This window comes from Candidatus Nanopusillus massiliensis, assembly GCF_920984865.1.
On the sequence record NZ_OV100765.1, the window covers coordinates 587,679 to 587,949 of the forward strand.

At 23.4% G+C, this 271-nt stretch carries 1 protein-coding gene (running past both ends of the window); it reads left to right on the plus strand.

All 271 nt of this window come from inside a single coding sequence — locus LUA84_RS03775, uL22 family ribosomal protein (RefSeq protein ID WP_231434508.1), on the plus strand. Of the gene's 576 coding nucleotides, 57 precede the window and 248 follow it; the stretch shown corresponds to coding positions 58-328, spanning codon 20 (complete) through codon 110 (partial); the first complete codon in view begins at position 1. Both the start codon and the stop codon lie outside the window.

Below are 271 nucleotides of genomic sequence, written 5' to 3' on the forward strand. Positions count from 1 at the left end.
TCTAATAATTTACCAATATATAGAAAAGNNTCTGAAATGGTTGGTAGATTTATTAAATATTTAACAATACCATATGCAAAGAAATATTTAGAAATGCTTATTGAAAAGAAAGTTGCAGTTACATATTATAGGTATCATAAAAAACAAGCGCATCATAAAAATGTAATGGGAAATGTACCATATGGAAGATATGCAATTAAGGTTTCAAAATATTTTATTAAGCTATTAAATTCTTTAGAAAATAATGCAAAAAATATAGGATTAGATCCTA